The organism is Sphingobium sp. (assembly GCF_036170395.1).
GTDB lineage: Bacteria > Pseudomonadota > Alphaproteobacteria > Sphingomonadales > Sphingomonadaceae > Sphingobium.
The window spans coordinates 1-18,024 of sequence record NZ_JAVHPD010000033.1 but is presented as its reverse complement, the minus strand read 5'-3'; the positions used below and the strand labels follow the sequence as shown (position 1 = coordinate 18,024).

The 18,024-nt window shown below is 65.5% G+C and carries 32 protein-coding genes; 4 read left to right on the top strand and 28 right to left on the bottom strand.

From position 1 onward, the window contains the following. Positions 1–247 precede the first annotated feature (247 nt). The 28 genes from V2B31_RS09350 to V2B31_RS09215 all read right to left on the bottom strand — a co-directional run bounded on the left by V2B31_RS09350 (position 248) and on the right by V2B31_RS09215 (position 15,875). Entirely contained in the window at positions 248–616 is a 369-nt protein-coding gene (locus tag V2B31_RS09350) for a hypothetical protein (protein ID WP_328277760.1), read from the bottom strand. Next, positions 613–1,041: a phage tail tube protein gene (locus V2B31_RS09345; protein WP_328277759.1), complete on the bottom strand. Its 429-nt coding sequence runs from the start codon at positions 1,039–1,041 to the stop codon at positions 613–615. Before V2B31_RS09345 ends, V2B31_RS09350 begins: the two co-directional genes overlap by 4 nt. A 5-nt stretch (positions 1,042–1,046) precedes the next feature. After that, positions 1,047–1,457, bottom strand: a complete 411-nt coding sequence (locus V2B31_RS09340) for a hypothetical protein (protein ID WP_328277757.1) — start codon at positions 1,455–1,457, stop codon at positions 1,047–1,049. Beyond that, positions 1,454–1,936 carry a hypothetical protein gene (locus V2B31_RS09335; RefSeq protein WP_328277755.1) on the bottom strand — a complete coding sequence of 161 codons (483 nt, stop codon included), beginning with the start codon at positions 1,934–1,936 and terminating at the stop codon, positions 1,454–1,456. The genes V2B31_RS09340 and V2B31_RS09335 overlap by 4 nt, the downstream gene beginning before the upstream one ends. Beyond that, positions 1,933–2,304, bottom strand: a complete 372-nt coding sequence (locus tag V2B31_RS09330) for a phage head completion protein (protein ID WP_328277753.1) — start codon at positions 2,302–2,304, stop codon at positions 1,933–1,935. Before V2B31_RS09330 ends, V2B31_RS09335 begins: the two co-directional genes overlap by 4 nt. After that, on the bottom strand, positions 2,304–2,849 hold the full coding sequence (locus V2B31_RS09325) for a head-tail connector protein (RefSeq protein ID WP_328277751.1): 546 nt from the start codon (positions 2,847–2,849) through the stop codon (positions 2,304–2,306). The genes V2B31_RS09330 and V2B31_RS09325 overlap by 1 nt, the downstream gene beginning before the upstream one ends. A 6-nt stretch (positions 2,850–2,855) precedes the next feature. Further along, complete coding sequence (locus V2B31_RS09320; protein ID WP_328277749.1) at positions 2,856–3,296, bottom strand: hypothetical protein; 441 nt, start codon at positions 3,294–3,296, stop codon at positions 2,856–2,858. Between the two features lie 106 nt (positions 3,297–3,402). Then, entirely contained in the window at positions 3,403–4,680 is a 1,278-nt protein-coding gene (locus tag V2B31_RS09315; protein WP_328277747.1) for a phage major capsid protein, read from the bottom strand. Between the two features lie 10 nt (positions 4,681–4,690). Further along, positions 4,691–5,575: a head maturation protease, ClpP-related gene (locus tag V2B31_RS09310; protein ID WP_328277745.1), complete on the bottom strand. Its 885-nt coding sequence runs from the start codon at positions 5,573–5,575 to the stop codon at positions 4,691–4,693. Further along, on the bottom strand, positions 5,565–6,902 hold the full coding sequence (locus V2B31_RS09305) for a phage portal protein (protein WP_328277743.1): 1,338 nt from the start codon (positions 6,900–6,902) through the stop codon (positions 5,565–5,567). The genes V2B31_RS09310 and V2B31_RS09305 overlap by 11 nt, the downstream gene beginning before the upstream one ends. A 15-nt stretch (positions 6,903–6,917) precedes the next feature. Then, entirely contained in the window at positions 6,918–8,678 is a 1,761-nt protein-coding gene (locus V2B31_RS09300) for a terminase large subunit (RefSeq protein WP_328277741.1), read from the bottom strand. 1 nt (position 8,679) lies between these two features. Further along, positions 8,680–9,126: a P27 family phage terminase small subunit gene (locus tag V2B31_RS09295; protein WP_328277739.1), complete on the bottom strand. Its 447-nt coding sequence runs from the start codon at positions 9,124–9,126 to the stop codon at positions 8,680–8,682. A gap of 240 nt (positions 9,127–9,366) precedes the next feature. Next, positions 9,367–9,591, bottom strand: coding sequence for a hypothetical protein (locus V2B31_RS09290; protein WP_328277737.1), 225 nt, complete (start codon positions 9,589–9,591; stop codon positions 9,367–9,369). Between the two features lie 113 nt (positions 9,592–9,704). Beyond that, positions 9,705–10,217 carry a hypothetical protein gene (locus tag V2B31_RS09285; protein WP_328277735.1) on the bottom strand — a complete coding sequence of 171 codons (513 nt, stop codon included), beginning with the start codon at positions 10,215–10,217 and terminating at the stop codon, positions 9,705–9,707. Between the two features lie 26 nt (positions 10,218–10,243). Next, a complete protein-coding gene (locus V2B31_RS09280; protein ID WP_328277733.1) occupies positions 10,244–10,690 on the bottom strand; it encodes a hypothetical protein in 447 nt (148 codons plus the stop codon). Position 10,691: 1 nt separating this feature from the next. After that, positions 10,692–11,015, bottom strand: a complete 324-nt coding sequence (locus tag V2B31_RS09275; RefSeq protein WP_328277731.1) for a hypothetical protein — start codon at positions 11,013–11,015, stop codon at positions 10,692–10,694. Further along, entirely contained in the window at positions 11,012–11,623 is a 612-nt protein-coding gene (locus tag V2B31_RS09270) for a host-nuclease inhibitor Gam family protein (protein WP_328277729.1), read from the bottom strand. Before V2B31_RS09270 ends, V2B31_RS09275 begins: the two co-directional genes overlap by 4 nt. Continuing rightward, positions 11,623–11,787 carry a hypothetical protein gene (locus V2B31_RS09265; protein WP_328277727.1) on the bottom strand — a complete coding sequence of 55 codons (165 nt, stop codon included), beginning with the start codon at positions 11,785–11,787 and terminating at the stop codon, positions 11,623–11,625. Before V2B31_RS09265 ends, V2B31_RS09270 begins: the two co-directional genes overlap by 1 nt. Then, positions 11,784–12,008 carry a hypothetical protein gene (locus tag V2B31_RS09260; protein WP_328277725.1) on the bottom strand — a complete coding sequence of 75 codons (225 nt, stop codon included), beginning with the start codon at positions 12,006–12,008 and terminating at the stop codon, positions 11,784–11,786. The genes V2B31_RS09265 and V2B31_RS09260 overlap by 4 nt, the downstream gene beginning before the upstream one ends. A gap of 11 nt (positions 12,009–12,019) precedes the next feature. Next, on the bottom strand, positions 12,020–12,271 hold the full coding sequence (locus V2B31_RS09255; RefSeq protein WP_328277723.1) for a hypothetical protein: 252 nt from the start codon (positions 12,269–12,271) through the stop codon (positions 12,020–12,022). Between the two features lie 131 nt (positions 12,272–12,402). Then, on the bottom strand, positions 12,403–12,570 hold the full coding sequence (locus V2B31_RS09250; RefSeq protein WP_328277721.1) for a hypothetical protein: 168 nt from the start codon (positions 12,568–12,570) through the stop codon (positions 12,403–12,405). Next, positions 12,567–13,208, bottom strand: a complete 642-nt coding sequence (locus V2B31_RS09245) for a hypothetical protein (RefSeq protein WP_328277719.1) — start codon at positions 13,206–13,208, stop codon at positions 12,567–12,569. The genes V2B31_RS09250 and V2B31_RS09245 overlap by 4 nt, the downstream gene beginning before the upstream one ends. Continuing rightward, positions 13,177–13,647: a LexA family protein gene (locus V2B31_RS09240; protein ID WP_328277717.1), complete on the bottom strand. Its 471-nt coding sequence runs from the start codon at positions 13,645–13,647 to the stop codon at positions 13,177–13,179. The genes V2B31_RS09245 and V2B31_RS09240 overlap by 32 nt, the downstream gene beginning before the upstream one ends. 85 nt (positions 13,648–13,732) lie before the next feature. After that, a complete protein-coding gene (locus V2B31_RS09235) occupies positions 13,733–14,035 on the bottom strand; it encodes a hypothetical protein (protein WP_328277716.1) in 303 nt (100 codons plus the stop codon). A 94-nt stretch (positions 14,036–14,129) separates the two neighbouring features. Further along, a complete protein-coding gene (locus V2B31_RS09230; protein ID WP_328277715.1) occupies positions 14,130–14,819 on the bottom strand; it encodes a hypothetical protein in 690 nt (229 codons plus the stop codon). Positions 14,820–14,878: 59 nt separating this feature from the next. Next, positions 14,879–15,199 (bottom strand): HIRAN domain-containing protein, encoded by a 321-nt coding sequence (locus V2B31_RS09225; RefSeq protein WP_328277714.1) that lies wholly within the window; start codon positions 15,197–15,199, stop codon positions 14,879–14,881. Further along, complete coding sequence (locus V2B31_RS09220) at positions 15,196–15,435, bottom strand: excalibur calcium-binding domain-containing protein (protein WP_328277712.1); 240 nt, start codon at positions 15,433–15,435, stop codon at positions 15,196–15,198. The genes V2B31_RS09225 and V2B31_RS09220 overlap by 4 nt, the downstream gene beginning before the upstream one ends. 11 nt (positions 15,436–15,446) lie before the next feature. Next, the gene (locus V2B31_RS09215; RefSeq protein ID WP_328277710.1) at positions 15,447–15,875 is read right to left on the bottom strand and encodes a helix-turn-helix domain-containing protein; all 429 of its coding nucleotides are present in this window, start codon (positions 15,873–15,875) and stop codon (positions 15,447–15,449) included. Between the two features lie 84 nt (positions 15,876–15,959). Between V2B31_RS09215 and V2B31_RS09210 the strand changes: the two genes are divergently transcribed. From V2B31_RS09210 to V2B31_RS09195, 4 genes are all read left to right on the top strand, one after another. Beyond that, entirely contained in the window at positions 15,960–16,214 is a 255-nt protein-coding gene (locus tag V2B31_RS09210; RefSeq protein WP_328277706.1) for a transcriptional regulator, read from the top strand. 301 nt (positions 16,215–16,515) lie between these two features. Beyond that, positions 16,516–16,986 (top strand): hypothetical protein, encoded by a 471-nt coding sequence (locus tag V2B31_RS09205; RefSeq protein ID WP_328277702.1) that lies wholly within the window; start codon positions 16,516–16,518, stop codon positions 16,984–16,986. 148 nt (positions 16,987–17,134) lie between these two features. Beyond that, a complete protein-coding gene (locus V2B31_RS09200; RefSeq protein ID WP_328277697.1) occupies positions 17,135–17,527 on the top strand; it encodes a helix-turn-helix transcriptional regulator in 393 nt (130 codons plus the stop codon). A gap of 4 nt (positions 17,528–17,531) precedes the next feature. Continuing rightward, positions 17,532–17,750, top strand: coding sequence for a hypothetical protein (locus tag V2B31_RS09195; RefSeq protein ID WP_328277694.1), 219 nt, complete (start codon positions 17,532–17,534; stop codon positions 17,748–17,750). Positions 17,751–18,024 lie beyond the last annotated feature (274 nt).

Here is an 18,024-nt window from a genome sequence, read left to right as displayed (position 1 = left end):
ATTCGGTGCCACGCGACTTCGGGGTCTTCCTCCCGGCCGTCGGCGCGGCGCAGGACGTCGGCAAGCGATTCAAGCGTCTGCGTGAATGAGGACCAGCGCGCGTTGTGCCACGCCATTTCCAGCAGCGTCCGCTCTTCCCGGCTCACCCGCTCGCTGTGCCCGGCCAGCGCGGATCGGACGAGGCGCGGAGTCTGATCCCAAAAGGCATCGGGATCGAACCCCGCCTCGCACCAGCGCTGATGAAGCTTCAGCCAGTCCCAGTCTTCTTCCGCCGTTTCGGAGGGTTTGCGCCCTGCTTACCCTCCGTCGTTCCGAATGCGCTGGCAAGGCCATCGAGAATGGCGTTGGTGAAAATCGCCGGCCCATGCTCCTCGATCAGCTCGCCGATCTCATTCGGAGAATAGGCAGGATGATGCTTGCGCAGCCCGGCCCATATCAACATGCGGATCGTGTCCAGCGCCGGCCCCGCATCCTTGTCTTCCATGTCGTCAAGAATGGCCGCCGCCTTCTTTCCGAGCACCGATTCCGCTGCGCAGAGGGTGTTGACACCCATCTTCAGCGTCAACCTGAGATCGCCCAGCACCAGGGCGACTTCACCGCGCAGCGGATTCGTCATGCGGCGGCTCCGTGGGTCGCGACGCCGCTGGCCTGGAAGGTCAGAACCGCTTCCTGCTTGCCGGTGATCGGCATGTCCTGAGGTGCATAGCCGGTCAGGATTGCGTTGCCGGCAACCTGGCGCTTGGCGCCGGCGGCGGCATTATGCACCGAGCGATAGGCAACCGGATCGGTCGCATTGAGCATCGCGAGAAGCTTTACGTCAGCATCCGAGCCGGACAGATAATTGATGCGCACGGTGAGCGTGCCGGGCTCGAGCAGCTTCTCGCCCTTATAGGTATGCGCACCTTCGGTCTTGTGGTGCGAATCCTGATAGGTCGGGCGGGTCGGATTGCTCGGCGTCACCGATATGACCTCGGGGATCTCGAATTCGTTGCCGTCCGCGTCGGTGAAGTAGAATTCCGCGCCCTTATTGGGGTTGGACATAGCCCTTACTCCTTGTGGTAGATGGAAAAGCGCTGGGTGCGCCCGTAGACCGATCGCGCGCCGGCAACGCCGACGACGGGAATGTCTCGCTCCAGATCGATGAAGCCGTGGGTGAAGGTGCGGCCGTTCACCTCCGCCGCGCCTTCGAGCAGAAGTCCGAGCGCGTCGGCCACCGCCCGCGCATCGCTATAGGTCGGGGCCAGTGTATCGGCCTGCACCTGGGCGATCCGGAGCGCGTCGCGCCCGCCATGGGTGTAGTCGAGACCTGGATCGATCATGGTGAAGACGATCGCCGTCAGCCCGGCCCCTTCCGGCCGATCGCCCCAATGTATCGTGGGCACGCCATTCCATCGGCCCAGTCTCGCCGCGATCGGCGACTGCGCGACACGCTGGAGAAGATCCTCCTCAAAGGTCATACCCGCTGCACCGCCCGGGTCAAAGCGCGATCCAGTTCATCGGCAAGCGCGATCACCACTTCGCCCAGCACGTCGCCGGCGGTGACGTTCCACGCTACCGATACATGCGGCTGCGGCGGCACCCAGCTGAGGCTGTCGCCGCGCCGATGCATGAAACCGAATTCGAGCCAGGTGCCGACCGGATCGTTGGTGCCGGCATAGACCTCGGTGTAATGCTTGCCCGCGCGCCGCTTCAGCTTGGACTGGCGCCCGTTCAGTTTTGTGCTGATGATGAAGCTGTTGCGGTAAGCGTTGGCTGGGCGGTCTGGCGTTTCGCTCGGATCGTCCGCCGGCGCGATGTCCTTTACGACAGCCAGGAAGGGTTCCAGCGCCCGCTCCCCTGCCCGCTGCATCGCATTCTTGCCCATCTGCTCGGGAAGGGCATTGAGCGTGTCGAGCAGCGCGTCGAGCCCCTCTATCTCGTAGGCGCCGCCGCTCACGCCGCCACCCGCGTCGCCGTGAAGGCGAAGCCTTCGTTGAAGCCCAGCTCCGCCACCGCGTTGATCTCCCACACCGGCCATTTCGCCGGATCGGGATCGCTCAGCGGATAGCGGATGCGATCGCGCACGCTCACCGACTTGGTCTCGGGCGTCCACAGCACAGCGAAGCTTGCCACCTGCGATCCGCCCTGCTGCGCGGCCTCCCGCTGTTCCGATCCGCTGCCGAAGGCAATGTTTGCCCAGGGCCGCGCAATCTCACGTGGCTCCGGCTCGACCGTCGGGTGTCCGAAGCCGTCGGTGGCGGCGACGATCGCCTGGATGAGAATCGGCTTGTCGCGAGCGGTAGCGCTCAGCCGGCGGTGCGCCATCACAGCCTCAGGTAGCGATAATGGCCGACCAGGGCGTCGACCCCTTCGGGCAGATCGCCGGGCATGCGCCGGTACAGATGCTCCACGACCAGGCGCGCAGCCTGCTGCAGATCCTCCGGCGACTGCCGCAGCTGCTCCTGCAACTCCGCTTCCGGGTCGACGAAGCCCACGCTGGCCGTCACCGTGATCGCGCCGGGCACGCATGCCGGCGTTGGCCAGCAAGCACCGACCGCCGGGCTGATCCACGTCCAGTCGTGCCGGGTGACAGCGCGAAAATCCGCGAACGGCTGATATTCTCCGTGGGGGTCAAGATAGGACAGGGTGATACTGTCCGGCTGCACCGGGATCAGCGGCAGACGGACCTCCGGCGTGAAGCGGTCGAAGACGAACGTCACCTCCCGCCGCACCGAAACCACGCTGTAGACGGTCTCGATCTGCCGCGCCGCCACCCGTATGAGGCGGCCGATATTCTCGTCCTCGCTGCGCGTATCGACGCGCATGTGCAGGCGAGCATCGTCGATGCTGATCGGACCGTCCAGCGCCATGGCTGCTTACGCCTGGTTTGCCTGAGGATTGTCCTGGCCTTCGCCCTTCAGCACGAGGCCCGCGATCGGCGTACCGGTGCCGTGGGTGCCGCTGAAGTCGGCGAGCAGCTTCAGGTAGCGCTTACCGCCCTTGTAGCCGTAGCGGTACGCCGCCGCGGTCGCATGCGCGCTGGTAAGCGACTTGATGATGCCGCCGTCGCCGACCGAGGTCACGCCCAGCACGTCCTTCAGCTCGACCGCGGTGTAGGTCGAATCGTCGTCCGAATGGGTGAGCTTGAACTCGATCTTGTTGGTGCCGCTGAACGTGATGCCGCCGACGCCGATCGCCAGGATTATCTCGGCCGCGTCATAGCCCAGCAGGTCGATCGCCGCCGGCGTGTTGTCGGCGGACAGCGTGGCATTCTCGATCGCCACCGCGACCGAAATGTCCGAATGGATGTCCTTCATGGAAGTCTCCGAATGTCAGAATGGATGGCCGCCAGCGTCACCGCCGGCGGCCAGAAAGGCGGAAGGCCAGAAAGCCAGAAAGCCAGAAAGCCCGATCGTCAGGAGATCAGGTCGAGCACTTCAGGAACTTGATCGCCTCATAGTTGGTGATCCCGCCGCCCACGCGCTTCGTGGTGTAGAACTTCACGAAGGGCTTGTTGGTGAACGGATCGCGCAGAACGCGGGTGCCGAAGCGGTCGGCGATCGTGTAGGCCTTCTGCCAGTCGGCCACCGCCACCGGGAACTTGCCGGCGCCCAGGCCATCCATATAGTCGTCGGTGTGGACCGGCTTGCCCAGGATGGTGCCGACCTGCTCGGCCGCGCTCGGCGGCGACCAGAGATAATTGCCCTGCCCGTCCTTCCACTTGCGAATTTCGGCCATCACCGAATCAGACGTGAGGAAGGCGGCGCCGTTGCGATAGCCCTGCCGCAGCGCAAAGAGCAGATTGATCAGCGCGTCCGCCGGATTCGTGCTCGCGAAGGCCGCCGCCGCGCCGGTGACGACAAAGCCGATCTTGCCCCAGCTGTAGGAGGCGTTCGCGACCTTGTCATAGGACAGGATGCCGCGCGGCTTGTTCTTGCCGTTGCCGGTGATGAAGGCCTGGCCTTCCTCCTCGCTGAACTCGATCGCGATTTCGCTGGCGAGCCAGGCTTCCACGTCGAAGCGCGCATCGTCCAGCATCGTCTGGGTGACCGCCGGCTCGGCATAGAGTTCGCCGAAGGGCAGCGAAAGTTCACGCAGGGTCGGCGTCGCGGTGGAGCTGCGCGCGTCCTCTTCGCCGGTCCAGCCGGAGGTGGCGCCGCCCACATTGACCAGCTTGCGGTAGCCGCCGCCGCCGACCTGGATCACGCGGCAGATCTGGCGCATCGCCGTCATGGCGCCGAGCACGCGATCGATACCCTGTTCCCAGTCCACCGGAACCAGGTAGCCGCCATCCGGGTCGGACTGGGTCGTCAGCGCCGCCTGAACGGACAGCTGCCCGAGATCCGCGTCCACTTCGCCGCGGCGGAACCAGGTGGCGAAAGCGGTGCTGTGCTGACGCTCGGCCGCATTCAGCGAGTCACCGGCGCCGCCGCCCAGCTGGGCCGCGCTGAGAGCGGCCGACAGGCGGTCGATCTCGGCGTTGATCGGCTCAATCAGCGCATTGGCCTCGGCCTGCGTGATACGGCCGGCCAGCGCCTCTTCATTCTTCTCGCGCAGCGCGTTGACGGCCGCGTTGATGGCGGCAATCTGTGCGAGCGCATCGGCGGGTTCCGCGCGCGGCGCGGCGTGGACGGCACGGGGAGTGGACGCGACAATGCTCGCGCCGGCCGCCAGAAGGGCGGCGCGCTTCAGGTTCTTCATGGAAAAGCTCCTATCGGGTGAGGTTCGCCAGCAGGCCGCTCAAAGCCTGGTTCAGGCGTTGGTCGTCAGCGCCGGGCGTGACGTCCTGGTCCGGGGCAGCGCCGGGCGTACCCTTCAGATTCTTGATCCGGGCGCGCGCCTGGGTGCGCGTCATGCCCGATGCGACGAGCGCAAGCTCCATCGCGCGCAGCTCGTTGATGGTGCGATCGCCGGCCTGCGCTTCCTCGTCGACGGTGATCGCGTCCGCCGGCAGTAGCGAATTGGCGAACCCGCGTTCCACGGCTGTGCTGCCCGACATGTAGGTCTCGGCGTCCATCCACTGGACGATCTGGTCGCGCTCGGCCCCGGAACGGGCTGCGTAGACATCCGCCATCGCGCCGTCGAACGGTTCCAGCCAGGCGGCGGTCTCGGCCATGTCGTGGCGGTTGCCCATCGCGATGACCCAGCAATTATGGATCATCAGAAAGCTCGCGGCCCCGATCTCGATCTGGTCGCCGGCCATTGCGATGATGGAGGCGGCCGACGCGGCCATCCCCATTACCTTTACGGTGATGTTGTGCGGATGCTCGCGCAGCACATTGTAGACGGCGATGCCCTCGAACATATCGCCGCCGTAGCTGTTGATATGAACTTCGACATCGCGTTCGCCGATCGCGCGCAGCTGGCTCTGAACCTTTTTTGCGGTCACGCCGCCGCCGGACCAGTAATCCTCGCCGATGGAATCGAACATGGTGATGATGTTGTCGCCCTTGGCGACGGCGCGCACGCCGGCAGCCGCGTCGCCATAGCGTTCGATCACCGACGCCGGCGTGAAGGCCTGCAGGCGACGATCGGCGGGGAGCGGCAGCGCGCCGGGGCGCGCGCTCGCGAATAGGCGCGGCGCGTTACGCATCATCGTTTTTCTGGTCCTTTGGTTTGCCGCCGCTCTCGGACTCGTCGTTGTCGGCTGCGTCGTCACCTGCGGTGTTCGGAGGCGGATAGTAGATGTCGCCGTCGTCGCGCGGGTTCATATCCTCCAGCGCGCGAACCTCGTTGGGGGACATCCAGCCCCACTGAAGCCCTGTCGCATGGGCAGCATACCGCGTCTTGATGTCCGTTCGGACCATAGCAGAGCGGTTGAAGCGGACGTAAATGCGCGGGTCAGACACCATCGCGCTGGCTTCTTCCTCCCACATGACCAGATGGTCATCCATGGTGTAGGCGCTGAAGCCGTTGGACTTCTGCTCCAGGCCGGTGCCCCAGTTGGAATCGGACCCGCTATTGTCGCCGATCATGCTCGGCGGCACGCCGAAGAACATGCAGATCTCGGATCGGGAGAGCTTCTGCCCATCGATCCAGGCCATGTCGGTCGGACTGAGCGAGATCTTCTCCCATTTCAGCCCTTCCTCGAGCAGCAGCACGCCGCCATCCTTGTCGCCGCCGGCGCGGAAGTCGTCGAGCGACCGCTGCAGCCGGTCGAAAGCGGGATCGGTAAGCTTCTTGCCCTCCGGCATCGACACCGCGCCGGACGGCCGCGCGCCGTGCTTGAAGGTCGCGGCAACCTGCCGATCGCGCGCCCGCGCCTGACCGATTGTCTCCCGCGCATAGGTGAGCGGGGTTACGCCCGAAAAACCGTTGAGCGTCAGGCCATAGAGGTGGAACATGTCGGCCTGGCTGACCTTGAACTGCGTTCCGTCCCTGCGGGTGACGGTATATTCCAGCTCCAGGCTGTCCAGTTGGCGGACGGAAACCCGGTCGGGATGGATCGGTATCAGCTCGCGGACCTCGCCACGCGATATCGACTTCAGCGCAAAGCCGTTGCCGCGCAGCAGGACATGCGCCTGCATCATGCGCTTGAACTGGGCCGGCCGTTGCCACCGGTTTGGCTTCCGCTGCAGCAGCTGCGCGACGGCATGGTCGGACGCATCGACGCGCGTGCGATCGTCTACCCTACGCTTCACGTCGATCGGCAGCGTCGCCACCTTGCCGGCGATCAGGCGGATGCACCCGAACACCGCCCCGACGCGCATGGCCGTCTCTGGCGTTACCACCTCGCCGGTCATGCCGGATTCGCCGCGAAGCGCCGCCTCCAGTTCCGCCGACGTGGCGATGATGATGCCGCCGTCGCCAGCCATGGCCATCGCCGGCGGACGCCCGCGCGGCCCGAACGACAGCGGCGCGCCGCCGGCGATTGAATGCGCGGGTGCATCCCCGGCCGAACGGCCGAGGAGGCGGTCAAACATGCCCATGCATTCTCCTCAGAGCACCCGAACGCCGCGGGTCTCGTAGACGGACGGACCCTCGGCCTCGTTGGCGAGTGCCAGGGCGAAAGCCATGATCATGGCTACGCAATTGTCGATTTTCAGGTGCGGCTGCCCATCCGGCTTGTTCGGATAGACATTGTCCTTCTTGTCGGCGGCCGCGACGACGTTGCTCACCTGCCATTCCATCACCGGGCAACCGCCATGGGCGATCGTTCCGGCGCGCATCGCGGCATCGGTTTCCTTCATCGGGTCGCTCAGGTTGCCAACCGTGGCCCGGACCTCGATCATCGGAACGCCGCGCTTTGTCTGCGAAGTGGCCAGCCAGGTCGCCTGGAACGGGTCGTATGCGACATGCTCGACCTGGAAGCGGCTGCTCGCATCGTCGATCGCGTCGACGATCTCGTCAAAGTCGATGACGTTGCCGGGCGTCACGTCCAGCAGCGACTGCGCATCCCAACCCTGATAGGCCTCGACCTCAGCGACCGTGTCTTCCGGAAGGAAGTAACGGGTGATGATGATCCAGGGATCATCCTTTGTCGCCTTCGCACCGATCGGCGGGAACAGGTAGACCAGCGCGGCAATATCGATCTTCGACGCGAGATCGAGCCCGATGATGCAACGGCGGCCCTGAAGCTTCGGCAGCTCGATCGCGTCGGCCGCGCGGACGGGGATCTCGGGATCTGCGCAGGCGCGCCAATGTTCAACGCTGTAATAGGCCGCCTTCGTCGAGACCCACAGGTTAAGGTGCTTCGTCTTGAAGACACCCGCCTTGCGCGGCGTCGATATCGCGTCCCGCTGCCGGGCGCGCAGGAAGTCCATCGATACCGACACGTCGGCGTTCGGATTGGCCTTCCGGAGCGCCAGCTCCGACTTCCAGTCATCCTCCTTGTCGATCGTATATTCGACGAACAGGGTTTCGTGGTCGAGCGGCGGCCCGCCATTGTGGCCGATGCCGCCGAGCTTCTTCCGCTCCTCCTGAATCAGCGCGTAGCAGGGACCGGCGAGGTTATCGCCGGCGGTCGTGATCAGCAGCTGCAGCGGCTGGTCGCGGGCGCCCATGCCGGTGACCATCGTGTCGACCTGGCCGTCGTCGGGATGCTCGTGATATTCGTCGTGGATCGAGCAGCTGGGCGACTGCCCGTCGCCAGGATCTCCGATGATCGTCTCGAACTTCGATCCATCCCCCGGGCGGGAGATGGTCTTCGCCAGCATCTCGATGCCGAACTTGCGCTTGAGCGCCGGCGTGCGGTCCGCCATCAGGCGCGCCGGCTTGAAAACCTCCCAGGCCTGCTTCTCGTTGGTCGCGCCAGAATAGACCTCGGCGCCGAACTCGCCGTCGGCGCACAGCATGTAGAGGCCGAGCCCCGCGGCGATCGCCGACTTGCCGTTCTTGCGCGGCACGACCAGGAACAGCCGGCGGAATCGCCGTAGCCCCTTCTGCGCGCCGGATCGATGCAGCCACCCGAAGGTGACGCAGATGATCCAGATCTGCCACGGCTGCAGGAGAAGGCGCTCTTTCGAGCGGGCCCATTTGCCCTTGCTGTGCGGCAGCGTCTCGATGAATCGGCACGGCTTGCCCGCGCGGTCCGTGTCGAAGACGAAGGGAAACTTCGTCCCCCTCGCCCGGCTGAGCTTCAGCTCATCCAGGAATCGCCGGCACTGGAGCCGGATCTGCAACCCGGCCGGGATCTTTCCGGAACAGACGTCGGTCGCATATTTGCGGGCTATGCCCGCATAATCACGCCCCTCGGCCACATCAGAATTCAGCGTATGGGTCGTCTTCGACCTGCTTATGCCCGGTCGCCAGCTTCAGCGCGGCCGAGGGGTTGAGCATTAGCTCGCCAAGAAGCGACTGAGCATGGCGCATGGCTGCATCAAGCATGGCGACAGCGGGATGCGCACGCTTCATGATCTTGAGCGCCGAAACCGACCCGTCCTTGGTCGTGATCACGCTCTGCGTGGTGAAGGTGCATCCCTCGGTTTCGATCACCGCTTGATACATCGCGATCTGCTCGAGCCTGAGCGCCAGCAGCCCCACATGCTCAGCATAGTGCGGACTCGACCGCTTCTGCTGCTCCAATATGTCGGCGATCGTCGCGAAGTACCCGCGAGCGATCTCGGACAGGTGAAGCGGTGCGACCATCGGGCCCAGCGGCACGTCCTCGTTGACAAGAGCGTCGCGATCGGCGCGATATGTACCCATCGCCTCCTTCAGCGCCGGATCTTTCCGCTTCCGTCCAGCGCCGGACCGGGATCCGCCTCTAGCCATCCCAGGCCCTCACTTTTTACCCTTTGATTTTGACCGCGTGAGAAAATGGCCACAGGCGCGGTCCCGGGGCCCTGCAACGGGAAGTTTTGACCCTCCCCCGGGGGTGCGGACGGCTCGAAACGGGCCGAAATGCGTCCGATTTCACTTGATCGCGACCCATTTGCAGGTGGCTGATCAGTCCGAATCGACCCGGTTGCGGTGCCGGGCGCGGGCCGATTCGCGCGCCGTCTTCGCCTTTGAGTGCCGGTCGCAAAGGCCCTGATAGTTCTCGCGCTCGTTGCTGCCGCCCTCCGCACGGTTGCGGATGTGGTCGGCGATCACCGTGCGCCCGGGCGGAGCCACGCCGGAGCGCAGGCACTCGGCGCACCATGGCTCCTCGATGAGCACGCGCTTGCGCATCTCATCATGGACAGCGTCGTAGCCGCGCTGCTGCCGGCTCTTGCCCTTGCTGGTCGCCCAAGGTTCCGGCGGTCGCCAGCCCGGGGGCCTGAACCGTGGCGCTTGGCGCGGCATCAGGCCGCGACGGTGCGACCGATCAGGATGATCGTGTAGGTGACCGGCGTGCCGCTGCCGCTGTTGCCCACCAGCAAGATGTCGCCGGTGCCGCCGGTGACCGCCCAGCCCTTCTTGTTGGTGATCATCGCCACGTCATCCGGGCCCACGCTGAGCTTGGGCGTGGTGCCCGAAAGCGGGCCGTTGAAGGCGTTGCTCGCCGCGCCGAACAGCTGCACGTCGTTGGTGTTGCCGGCATCGGCCGTCACGATGATGGCCGTGATCTCGGCCGCGGTGATCGTGCCGCCGAGCAGCCCGGCCAGCACGCCGGCCAGGTCGAGATTCTCGCTCGAGGAAGCGGCGATCGTGCGCGTGTCGGCGAACAGGATGTCAGCCTTACCCAGAGCATCGGTGCCGCCAACCATGCGGATGGTCTTCTCGAGCGTCACCGGCGCGACCGGCACACCGAGATCGGCGCTGCCGGTCAGCTTCGCAGCGACCGATAGGGTGAGGTTGGCGGTAACACCGGGCATGCTTGTTCTCCGGAAGGTGTGAGCCGTCAGCGACGGCGAGAAGCGCTGAAGCCGCTCGATCGATAGGAACTGAACCCAGTCGATCCGAATGACGTTCGCATTGGCTGATAGCGCGTGACGGTCGTCGTCGACCGCGTGCCGCCAAATGGGCTCTGCTTGGTGGTTGTGGTGGTCACGATCTGTGACCGGACATAGTCCCTGCTTGCCTGATAGCTTGGGATCGGCCGACGATATCCGCGATAGCTGGGATCGGGCACAATGACCGTCTGCCGCTGTCCGCCATTCAATGAGCTCGACAGCATATAGCCTGCCATGCCGTACAGCAGATAGTCGTCGATATCGCCGCCGGCCTCGGCGACCTTCACGCACTCGGTCGGTTTGGCTGCCTTGGCGCAGCGATCCACGGCAGTCTCGCAGGCCGTGAGTGGAACTGCCAGCAGGCAGGCGAACAACATCAAGAGAAAACGCGCCACATCAGGCCTCCTTCACCATCTGCGCCTCGATCTCGGCGAGCAGCTGCCCGCCCGTGTCATCGATGGCGCCGACGGCCAGCTGCGCCAGGACGAAGCCGGGCACATGGATCGAATATTCGTCGAGCGTCTCCAGCCAGGCGCGGCCGGGCGATCCGCTGATGGAAACCTTCAGCCAATGCAGTGCGCTGTCGAACACGCCGCAGGACAGGCTTTGGCTATCGCCGGTCACCACGTCCAGCGTGCAGCCCGCCATCTCGGCCGATTGCTCCAGCTTGCGCACCAGCCGTTCGCCGGCCCTGCCCGCATCGACCCTCGCGTCGATCACGGCTCGATCGCGCCGTCCTGCGCGACTGGTTCCAGGAAGAAGCTTTCGCCCTGCTTGATGGAAAAGCCGAGATAATGGAGCGGCGAGAGCGCGTGCCGCGCCGCCTCCTCGATCGGCGGTCCGCCATTGTCTCCCAATGAAGCGGCTTCCGCTTCGCGGATCGCCAATGCGTCCCGCTCCGCCTCCAGCGCCTTCATGATCGCCGCCTTGTCGGGCGAATGCTTGGTACGGACATAGTCGGTGAGCTCGGCCGCGCGCAGCGTCACGGCCATGTCGTCATCCTTGCCATGGGCGAAAGCGACGCTGGCCTTGTCCAGCCGATAGCCGAGATAGCATCCGCCGAGCTCGATCGACTTGCGCTTGCCGCCCGTCAGCGCATCGAAATGCGCCGCGAACCAGGGCTTGAGCTGCTTCTCGATATCCTTGAGCTCGGCGACGATCGGCACCAGCTCGGCGTCGGCTGACTGGTTCGCCGCAGCGATCACCTCGTCGCGCGCCTGGATGACCAGCGCGGCAGCGGCGCTCCGCTCGGCATAGCGGGTGCACAGCGCCGTCGCCTGCTCGGTGGTCTGGGGCGCTCGCTGTGCGGCGGATCGAACGCGGCCCATCAGGCAGGGGTCCGAAGGTTGCGCCCGACCATGTCCTGGGCGCGACGGGTCGCTTCATCGAGCTTCAGCCGCGCGAGCAGCGCCCGCATCAGCCGCTTGGACAGGCGCATCTCGCCGTCGCCCTGGGCCATGATCTGCAGCGTCGACAGATCCTCCTCGCTCACGCCGGCAGCACCCGGTTTAAGGCCTTGCGCATGTCGACGACGCGCGGCCAGCGATAGCCGATGCGCGCGAGCGCCGGCTCGGGGCCGAGGATCAGCCCGCCGCGCGCCACGCGGACCGGGCGCTCGCGGCCGTCGACGTCCTTTGCGATGCGGTAAGGCGTGCGGCCATAGCCACGCGCCTTCAGGCCGCGGATCTCGATGCGGCGAAGCAGGCTGCTCATAAGCTCTCCGGTCAGAACAGGGCGCGGGTCCGGCGTCCGTCCGTCTCCAGCATGATCGGCGGCGCCGATGCGGCCGCGGATCCACGGAAAGAAGCGACGATGGAGGCCGCGATGGCTTGGGCCCGCTCTTCCAGGTCGCCATGACGATGGTCGTGGCGGCCTCGGGGGATGGGAAGGCGGGCATCGCGGATCAGCTCGTCCAGCGCGTGGCTGGCATTTTCGAGCATGTCGGGGATCGAAGGCCGGGTAGGCTTAGCTGCCATGGCGAACCTCCATCGACGCAAAAAGCCCGCCGGGTGGGTTCCGGCGGGCTCTGGACGCAATTAGCGCGGGGTCGTTTCTGGCAGTTCCGTGGCCATTTTGGCAGTGGCGCATTTGTCCACCCCTGCATTTTTCATTCGGCCGAGCGGTCTGCCAGTCGGGCCATCAGGTGAAACACGCCCGGCCAATAGGGACGGAAGCGCAGGTCGAAGCGGATCTCGCGCCCCTGTTGCGTCAACAGCGCCTCGGTGCGGCCGACGCGGATGCCGTCCACGACCACCGGCCGACCGTCGGGCGTCACAGCAACCCCGCATGCGCCGCAACGAGATCGGCCGCAGTCACCTCTTTCCGCACCGCTCCATGAATCCTCGCCCACAAGTGCAGCGCATCGGTCAACGTCCGCCGAGCGCGCCGCACGTGCATGCGGTGCGTTCCAGCTGCCCGGGCCAGGCCTACGTCGTGCACCACGATATCGAGCACCAGCGCCGCGCTTGGCCCCACCGCGGTGCGCCAGCGCGAATAGGCCATCTCCCGCCACACTGCGCCGAGCGCTTCGAAGAAGGCGTCGCCATGCCGGCTCGCGTCCACCCGCGTTTCCAGGCTGCATGTGCGGGTGGCGACGCCTTTCATGATCTGCTCGGCCGCCGCCTGGATATGCTCGGCCCACGCTTTCTCGTCGTCGGTCAGGTAACCCGACGCATGCAGCCGCGCGATCGCGCCCGGGCGGCGCTGCCGGTTGGCTTCATGGGTTTCGGGCGTGCCGGCATTCTTGTGATGCCACCGGTCGAGCAGCTCGGCGCGCGCCTTGCGCAACGCGCGCTGTTCGCGGTCGGTGGCCTTGGCGGTTACCCGCGCCGCAACGTCGCGTTGGTCGGCCGCGCGGGCCCGGTCGGACCGCCCCCACTTGCTATGTGTTTCTGTTGACCCCGTCGCCTGCATCCCGCTCGCCTCCCGATGGAGCGGCACGTTGCGCGCGCGCGCGATCGGGCGGCAGTGGCGCATTTGTCCACCCGCCGCGCACCACCAGCGCGCCGGCATCGTCGATATCGATGAGCGGCATGGCGCCCGCAGGGGGGGCGATCACGTCGTCGTTGACGACATAGCCCGCCTCACGCAGCTGGCGCAGCGCCTCTTCCAGGACGCTGGCGGGCCGAACCCCGCGCGTCATGCCGTCGATGCGATGAAGATGGCCCTCGCGCACCAGCTTCGTTACCAGCTTCTGCGCCCGCGACCGTGCGCAACCGACCGCCCGCGCGATCTCGCTGATCGACGGACCGACGCTATGGGCGTTCCAGTAGAGGCGGACGAAGGCCAGCACCTGGTTTTTCCTGCTCGCCATCGTCGGCGACAGGCGGGGAATGTCGATCTCGATGCCCAAAGCGGGCCGCCTCCCTGTTCGGGAGAACATAGGGGGAAAGTCGTTGAAAATCCAGCATCCCACTACACGGCGCAAACAGGTCGGCTCAATCAACAACCAAGTCTGGCGACGGCATAGACGCGATAAGATCGTTCGCGCTGATGGACCATGCTCGCGCCAATGCATCGACCTCGGCACGCGACACCCGGTCCCCCTGACTTATCGCAATGAAACGGTTGGCCGGGATGCCGGTAAGGTGCGACAGGCGCGAATAATAGGTGGTTCGTTGCGACACCCAGGCATCAAACCAGTAGCTGCCCGAAGCGATTGACTTGGCGACGGGGTGGCGCTCCGACCATGTGTCGAGCGTGATCGGGATGCGGGGGAAACCCTTACGATAGCTCATCATATGCCCTCATTGAGAACATATGAGGAACAATGGCCAAGTCCGTCAATCCCCCTTGGGCAGATTACAATGTTTAAGCCCCTTCCGTCCGCTCTCTCTAATCAGGTTTCCGAAAGCGTCGCACGATGGGCGCTAGCCGCCCGTCTTTGGGCATGAATGTGCGCGCAGCCCCGTTCAAGATAGCGGCTTTATCGATATAGACCCGAAGATAATCCTCGTCTTTCTCCTCACCCATGAAAACATATTTGATCTTGAACTTGATGCTTAGGACCGACTTTCCGCTCCGAATACGATTCCATTCCTCCCGTGAAACCTGACTGAGGTAAAATGGGTATTCGCGGCTCTCGCCAGGCGAAAGACGAGGCACCTTGTTATAAAAATCGGGAACAACGCCGTTGTGCCGCCTTGTCAGCGGCAAGTCTTCGACCTCGTGACTGTAGAAGAAGCGAACGTCTAGCGCCGGGGTTTGGCCATAGTTTTTGACCAGAATCCGTACGGAGCCGCGCCACGATAATTGTGCATTTTCTTCGATAACCGTCAGCCCGACGTAGGGCCGCAATTGCAGATCAACGGCATCCTGCGCGATCTTATTGGCACGCCGCGTCAGATGCAGGGCGTAGATCACGCCCGCAAGACTGCATAGCGCTAGCAGATCGGCCATCAGCGCATAATGCGCGCTGAACTCCGCCGCCTCGACTGCCTTCCACTGTGCGCGGATCTCGCAGTGGTCGGCGCTTTCTCCCCTTCTGCACGGCGGCACGGGAACAGCATTGAGCGGCTGTTCCACGCTGCACGAAGTTGCAGGCAAGAGCGCTAGCCCCATGAATAGCGACGCCGCCGCCCGCCTCAAGGACACCCACCTCCAGCAGCATGAAACACATCCAGCACCACCGCACGCATGGGCGCATCGCCATGCATCGAGGCGATCACCGCGAACAGCGTGTCGCCTTCATCCAGCAGCGCGTCGGCGACCCAGCTGTCGCGGGGCACATAGCCGATCTGCTCGCCGGCCTCGCTCCACACCATGATCGCGCGCGGATCATGAGCGTTGCCGGGCTCGGGAATGAGCGCGACTCCCTGCCCCGGTTCGCAGGCGGAGATAGCCTCTTGGTAGAAACTCTCCCCGGCCAGATTGACGGGCCAGCCAATGAGCGCGCCGCCACTCATTCACACGCTACCCCGTCGCCGTCGCGATCCAGTCGGCGGCTGTACCCATCGTCTCCCCGTCGCAGGGGCGCAGCGCCGGCGGCACGCGCAGCCGCGCAATTGGGGTACACACCGCCCGATGAAGCCCGGCTCCCCGAGCGCGCATAACCAGCGGTGGAGCGTCGTTTTTTGCGGGTGCGCCTTGCACCCTTTAATGGCGTGGCAGCCCATACGGTGATCAACCCTGCGATGATCATCCTTCGGCTGATCATTCCGGCTCGCCGCGATACCCGGCCGATTTGTCGTGCACCGTTGCGGCACTCCCCTCTCCGCCGCGGGCGTGGACCGTCTCGGACGGCTGTGCACCTCCCGTCGCCATCGAGCGGGCGATCTGAAGCAGCGCGCGGCGATCGGCCGGAGCGAGGTGACTAAAGTGGTCGACGAGTTCGCGCTCTTCGCTGTCCAGCACCGGCGGCGGCGGGCCGTCTCCGTGCGGATCGTCAGTTTCGCCGGTCAGGTAGGCGGGCGTCGAATCGACCTCCCGCGCGATGAGATGAAGCTTGCCGGTGGTCCGCTGTTCACCCTTGATGAGACCGTTGATCGTGCTTTGGCTTAAGCCGACCCGGCGACCAAGGGCTGACTGCGAAATTCCCTTCGCAGCGATCCGCTCTTCCAGACGTTCGCCAATGATCATCATGCCAATGATCTACCGGAATTGCGGTAGCTTTTGCATAAGCAGATACCGGTTGACCAATTATCGGAATACCGATAGCTACCGGTCATGGCTCTTGAACACCTCTCCGAATCACCGTTGGCCCGCGCTGTTCGCGTGGCAGGGTCGCAGTCGGCGTTCGGACGCCTGATCGGGCGAAACCAATCCACGGTCCATGACTGGCTTTCCGAGGATAAGCCTCTGCCCGCAGAGCACGTCCTCGCCGTCGAGGAAGCCACCGGGATCTCCCGCCACGATCTGCGCCCTGACATCTACCCGCGCGAAGGCGACGCCGCCGGAAAGCTGGAAGGTGTGCGGCCATGATCTCGTCATGTGGTCCCGCTATGTGGCCCGCCGCCACCCGTCTCCCCCAATCATCGCGCGCCTTTGGGGTGCGCGCCCGTCCCATAGCCCCCGGAAACACGACCCGCGTGCGACCCCCCGGGGACTATCCTGCCGCCGCCGGAGCATCTCTGAACAGCCGTCCGGCGGCGGCCTTTTGCTTTATCCGGGGGCGCGCCGGCCGTCCCGTCGCCCGCATGACGCTCTTGGCCGGGCGCGCGGGCGCGAAGCGTCGTCTTCGGGTCGCACCTGCGCGACGCGCCGGCCGTTCAGGGCGCGTCCAGTGACCAAGCGCCGCGCGCCCCTCTCGATCGACGCCGCTCTCGCCCGCATTGCGGGACAGGAGGGCGTCGGCGGCTGGGCGGGCATGGCAACCGCCGTCAACTACAACGAGCGCACTGTCCGCGCCTGGGGCGATCCGGATCGCGACGAGCAGCCGCCGCTGCCGGCGATGATCACGCTGGGCATCCTCTATCGGCGCTGCGGCGGCGTCGGCGATCCGCTACTTCAGGCGCATGCCGACATGATCGGCGCGGCCGACGCCGCCGCCTTCTCGGACAAGCATGAGTTGCGCCGCGAATCCCTCGGCTTCATGCGCGAAACCAGCCAGGCGAACCTCGCCCTGTTGGAGGCGGCTGAACCCGATTCCGGCGACGCCGAAACCGCGCTCGCGACCAAGGAAGTACTCGACGTCCGCAACTGGGCCGATCGCATCCTCGCCCGCCTTGGCGCCCGCCCCCGCGCGCCGCCCTGATGCCGGCGCGGGGACGCCCGCTCAATCACGACCCGATCAAGAAAACTCGGCCGGCCCGGCGCACCTGACGCGCTTTTGGGCAGGCTTTTCTGCTGCCCGCCCCGGACGGACTTGAACGTCCGGGCAGCTACGAACCGGATCCACGCCCATGATGACCCCCGGCACCTATCTGCAAAAGCGCCGCGTCGCAGCCGGCCTGTCGATCATGGACGTGGCCGCGCTCGTCCATACCGATCCGCGCTTGGGCGGCATCGACAAGACCGCCTGGATCGACCGCATTGAAAAGGACATCGCGGCGCTCAGCCCCGACGTCATCGCCACCCTCGGCCGCGCCTTCCGGTTCGACCGCACCGTGCTCCAGCAGCTGATCGCGATCCGCAGCTTCGGCGCGGACGCGGTCAACCCCGCCCCGCGCGTCTGCCTGACCTGCGGCTGCAGCCAGAACGACGCCTGCTCCGACGGCCACGCCACCTGCGCCTGGTCGAGCGAGGATCTCTGCACCGCCTGCGCCCCCACCTCTTTCGCCCTCAAGGAGGCCTGATCCCATGCCCTCACCCTCCCGACCTGCGCCCTTCCGCCCCCGCGACTATGTCCAGGACGATCCCGACGTCCGCTTCTGGGATGAACCCCGGCAGCGCATGCCCTTTATCGAGGAAGCCGACGCGCAGATCGACGCGGACCTGCGCGGCGTCACGCGCTCGATGCTGCTCGGCTTCGTCTGCGGCATCGTCGGCGCGGCGCTGATCTGGTGGGTGCAGTCATGAGCGGGATAGTCGAACGCACCCCCCAAGAACGCGACGCCTACATGGCGAAGATTCGCGCCGAAAATCGCGCGGCGTCGGTCTGGGACTGGGAGGTCACCCGATCCGGGCCATCGATGACGGTCACGGGTAGGGACGCAGATGGCCAGCCGGTGAAACTCACCGGTGTCACCTTGCTCATGCCGGGAGATGCGGACGGAGGCTACATCTTCGCCATCAGTCCCATATGTGGACGGCTCCCTCTTGCAAGGGCTGAACGGAAAATTTGATCGGATCG